Raw genomic sequence first — 4,383 nt, forward strand, 5'->3', positions numbered from 1 at the left:
CCCAAGAGTAGGTCCAGGTTCTGGTGGCCTTGCTCAAGGCTGTGAGCGACAGGATGTCGCGTGCAGAGTCCCCAGGGACGGGTCCACGACGTCCCTGAGCCAGGCCCCCAGGACAGGGACCGGAGCGCACCCGTCACCGGACTCAATGGGCACACACCCCGCCGAAGCTATCCCAGCAGTAACCCTTGAACTTAGGAACATCCGCGCTTCCCTAAAACGATGACGCCTGACGTCTTCAAACCTGTCGCTAACCGTCAGCCAGATACCGTCTGGCCCACGCCGTGATCATATCGGCTGCCCAGTCTGCATCCTCTCTCCCGGTCAACAGATGATCCGCCCCATCCAGGGAGACAAAGCTTTTGGGATGCTTGGCTGCCTGGAAAATCGCCGCCGCATTGTTCACCGAAACAATATTGTCCATTGGCGCGTGCATCACCAGCAACGGTCGCCTGAGATCGGCGATCCGCTCCCGCCATGGCCGGTTTTCCATGTCGTCGATAAAGCGCTTGCGAATCGTGAAGGGTCGGCCGCCAATCCTGACCTCCGCCTCGCCCGCCGACTCGATCTTCTCCCGCTGATCACCCAGCAAGTGAAGGACATGGGCCGGGTCCGCCGGCGCACCCAAGGTCACCACCGCCTTGACCTCATCCAGATCCCCCGCCGCATGCAGCACGGCCGCACCCCCAAGGGAATGGCCCACCAACAAGGAAACCGGCCGACCCGACTCCGCCATGGCGCGGCTGGCCGCCTTCAGATCCGCAATGTCACCACCAATCCCTTCGGCGCCAAATTCACCCTCGCTCTCCCCCAGGCCGGCAAAATCAAAGCGCAAGACGCCAATGCCCCGCGCCGCCAGCGCTCGGCTAATGGCAACCGCCCCGAGTGAACTGCTCCCGCAGGTGAAACAATGCGCGAATACCGCCCAGGCATGCGTCGGCCCCGACCCTTGCTCAAGGACACCATCCCGCCGTTGCCCCTGATCGCCTTCGAAGGAAAATGTTTCCTGCCCCATCTGTCGCCGCCTCGTTGTTAAATTCGTAAACGCCTACTTCCTAATCCATTAGTCGATGCCAACGGGTACCGCCCGTTACAGTCCGGCATCGCCGACTCTTACGGTACACTGGGCCCATGCAGAGCAGCCAGGACCTCATTGCCGCCATTGCCACCCCCCCTGGACGGGGCGGGGTCGGCATCGTTCGGCTCTCCGGCCCATCCCTGGCCGAATTTGCCGCCCGACTCTGCGGCTTCAGGCCTCGGCCAAGACACGCCCATCTCGCCGATTTTCTGGACGCTCAAGGAAATAGCATTGATCAGGGATTGATCCTTTATTTCCCCGCCCCGGCCTCCTATACCGGCGAAGATGTCCTCGAGCTTCAGGGCCACGGCGGGCCGGTCATCCTGGACATGCTGCTACAACGCGTGATTGCACTGGGCGCCCGCCCGGCGCGGCCCGGTGAGTTTTCCGAGCGGGCCTTTCTCAATGACAAGCTCGACCTGGCCCAGGCCGAGGCAGTGGCCGATCTGATCGACGCCGGCTCCGCCGAGGCCGCCCGTGCCGCCACCCGATCGCTCAGCGGCGAGTTCTCCCGCGCCGTTCACGCCCTGGTGGAACAGCTAATCGAATTGAGGATCTTTGTCGAAGCCGCCATCGATTTTCCCGACGAGGAGATCGACTTCCTTTCCGACGAGCGGGTGGAAAGGCAGTTGAGTGAGATCACGGAAGCCTTCGATCAGCTCATGCAACGGGCCGAGCAGGGTCGGGTGATGCGTGAAGGTCTGCGCCTGGTCCTCGCCGGTCGTCCCAATGCCGGCAAGTCCAGCCTGCTCAATCGCCTTGCCGGACATGATGCCGCCATCGTGACCGATATCCCCGGCACCACCCGGGATGTCCTGCGGGAATACGTGCACCTGGATGGCCTGCCCCTCCACCTGATCGATACCGCGGGGTTGCGCGAGGGTGGTGATGCGGTTGAACAGGAGGGCATTCGTCGGGCCCGCGAGGCCATGGAAACGGCTGATTGCGTCCTGCTGGTGGTCGATGACCAGTCCCCTGAGGACATCGCCGAACTGCGTCGTGACCTGCCGCCCCAGCTACCGGTGATCATCGCCCACAACAAGATCGACCTCAGCGGCGGCACGGCGGGTTATCGGGACGATCAAGGACGCCGTATCGGGCTTTCCGCTCTTACCGGTGAAGGTATTCAGGCACTCAGTGAGCGCCTCAAAGCCGTGGCCGGCTATCGCCCGGCGGGCGAGGATGTATTCATGGCGCGCCGCCGCCATCTCGATGCCATCGAGCGGGCCCGGGCCCATGTGGATGCGGGCCAGGCGGAATTGATTGAGAGCCGCGCCGGCGAGCTATTGGCAGAGGAACTGCGACTGGCCCAGCAGACACTGGGCGAGATCAGCGGCGAATTCAGCAGCGACGATCTACTCGGGCGGATATTCTCCAGCTTCTGCATCGGCAAGTAGAGCAATCAGTCGCTCTCACTCGGCCGCCACCACCTGGTTCCGTCCCCCTTCCTTGGCTTCATAAAGAGCCTTGTCGGCCCGCTTGAGCAGGCTTTCACAGTCATCCCCCGGCCGCCACTCCGTCAGGCCAATGGAGACCGTCATGGCTACCGCACCCGCCTCGGTCTCGAACGGCAATTCGGCAATCCCCCGCCGGATCCTCTCCGCCGCCAGCATCCCGCCGTCAAGCCCGGTACCTGGCAAGACCACCAGAAATTCTTCGCCCCCAAACCGTCCCAGCGGTTGATCCTGCTGACCTCGGATAATGTCATCGGCCCGCAGCTCCCGTTCCACCCGTTCCACAAATTGCTTGAGCAGTTCATCGCCGAGCAGATGCCCATGGTCATCGTTGTGAGCTTTGAAATGATCCAGATCGAGCATGGCGATAGTGAGAACTTCGCCCTCTGTCTCCGCCCGGGCCACCGCCTCCTCCAATGAGCCGGTAATTGCACGTCGATTTCGGGTGCCGGTGAGGTGATCCCGATTGGCCAATTCCTCGATCCGGCCCATGGCCTGACGAAGATTGCTTCGCAGGCGGGCGACATACCCCCCCATGAAGGACATCCAGAGCAAAATCAGGCTCAGAAAGACCCACTGTGCCAGCTCAATCTGACGGGTTTCCGCATCGAGATCCGCCCATTCAGCGCGGATCAGGCTGGCGTAGGCCAGTGATGCGAATAGGGCGAGTCCAAGAAACTGCTGGGTATTGAGGCGAAAGACACCGAAGAAAAAGCCGGTGACGAAAACCAGCAACATGCCGCCGCGTGCTTCAGGCGCCGCCTGGGAGAGTAGCACCATCCCCCAGAAGATGCCGCAGGCAATCTGACCCAGGGTCATGCCCGGATCCCGAAAGCGCAGGTTCCAATTCCATCGGACCGCTGCAAGGAAAGCGGCATTGGTGAGCAGCATGAGCAGGAAGTAGATACCCAAGCCCGCAGGACCGATATGGAGCAGATCAATCCAATACAGGTAGATGCCGACCGCGATCCACATCAGGTAGGCAACCAGGCCCAGCAACACCCGCTGCGCCCTTAACGCCTGTTTGCGATCCCGATGCAATTGCAGCATGGCGAGCCCCGTCATCCCTTAGCGACAGTGTAGGCCGGGAATCCCCATCCCACCAGCAGGAGATTTCCCCCGGATCAGCCCAGCACCGATTCCCGGCGATAGAACAGCCAGGCTACCCAGGCCACCACGCCAGTCAGTGCCAGGGTCACCCCGGTGTTGAGCACCAGACCCAGAACCGGCAGGGTTTCCGCCCCCAACAGCTCAAGCATGGCCACATGCTGACCCAGAACCGGAATCGCCAGATTGAGGATGGTGGGTTCGAAAGGTCGGACAAAATGCACGATCATGGGCGCCAGGGGCACGATCATCACCACCGACAGCCAGGTCTGGGCTTCCTTGTAGCTCTTGGTGAAGGAGGCCACCAGACACATTACTGCAGCCCCCAGAAAGGCAAAGGGCGAGACCGTCAGAAACAGCATCACCGCCGTGGCCAGATCCAGGGAGAGGGCCATATCCACCGTCTCCATGGGCACAAAGCGTAATGCCACCGAGAAGGCCGCAATGACGATCGCCAGTGCCAGCAGTGAAAAGGTGGCGGTTGCGAGCAGCTTGCCCGCCAGGATCTCCCCCCGCCGGGCCGCCGTGCTGAGAAGCGGTTCCAGGGAACCCCGTTCCCGCTCCCCGGCGGTGGTGTCGATGGCCAGGTAAAAGCCGCCCATGAGCACGGTCAGCAGGATGAAATAGGGCAGCATGGCGGCAATCATCAGGCCTCGGGTCTCGGGGGTGGACACGTCCACTTCCTGTAACTGCAGCGGCCTGATGACGCGGCCATCGATACCCCGCGCCAGCAGGCGCAGCTCGGTC

The 4,383-nt window shown here is 62.3% G+C and carries 4 protein-coding genes; 1 reads left to right on the plus strand and 3 read right to left on the minus strand.

Translation table 11 applies throughout. The features are described from left to right. Window positions 1–247 precede the first annotated feature (247 nt). The gene (locus ACJWXQ_RS10380; protein ID WP_346050644.1) at window positions 248–1,012 is read right to left on the minus strand and encodes an alpha/beta hydrolase; all 765 of its coding nucleotides are present in this window, start codon (window positions 1,010–1,012) and stop codon (window positions 248–250) included. Window positions 1,013–1,128: 116 nt separating this feature from the next. Between ACJWXQ_RS10380 and mnmE the strand changes: the two genes are divergently transcribed. Then, entirely contained in the window at window positions 1,129–2,472 is a 1,344-nt protein-coding gene (gene mnmE, locus ACJWXQ_RS10385) for a tRNA uridine-5-carboxymethylaminomethyl(34) synthesis GTPase MnmE (protein ID WP_346050645.1), read from the plus strand. A gap of 15 nt (window positions 2,473–2,487) precedes the next feature. Here the strand turns inward: mnmE and ACJWXQ_RS10390 are convergent, their stop codons facing one another. Both ACJWXQ_RS10390 and ACJWXQ_RS10395 read right to left on the minus strand, forming a co-directional pair. After that, a complete protein-coding gene (locus tag ACJWXQ_RS10390; RefSeq protein WP_346050646.1) occupies window positions 2,488–3,579 on the minus strand; it encodes a diguanylate cyclase in 1,092 nt (363 codons plus the stop codon). Window positions 3,580–3,653: 74 nt separating this feature from the next. Beyond that, on the minus strand, window positions 3,654–4,383 hold a 730-nt coding region (locus tag ACJWXQ_RS10395; protein ID WP_406672773.1), incomplete at its 5' end, for an ABC transporter permease.

This window comes from Natronospira sp., from assembly GCF_007134575.1.
GTDB lineage: Bacteria > Pseudomonadota > Gammaproteobacteria > Natronospirales > Natronospiraceae > Natronospira > Natronospira elongata.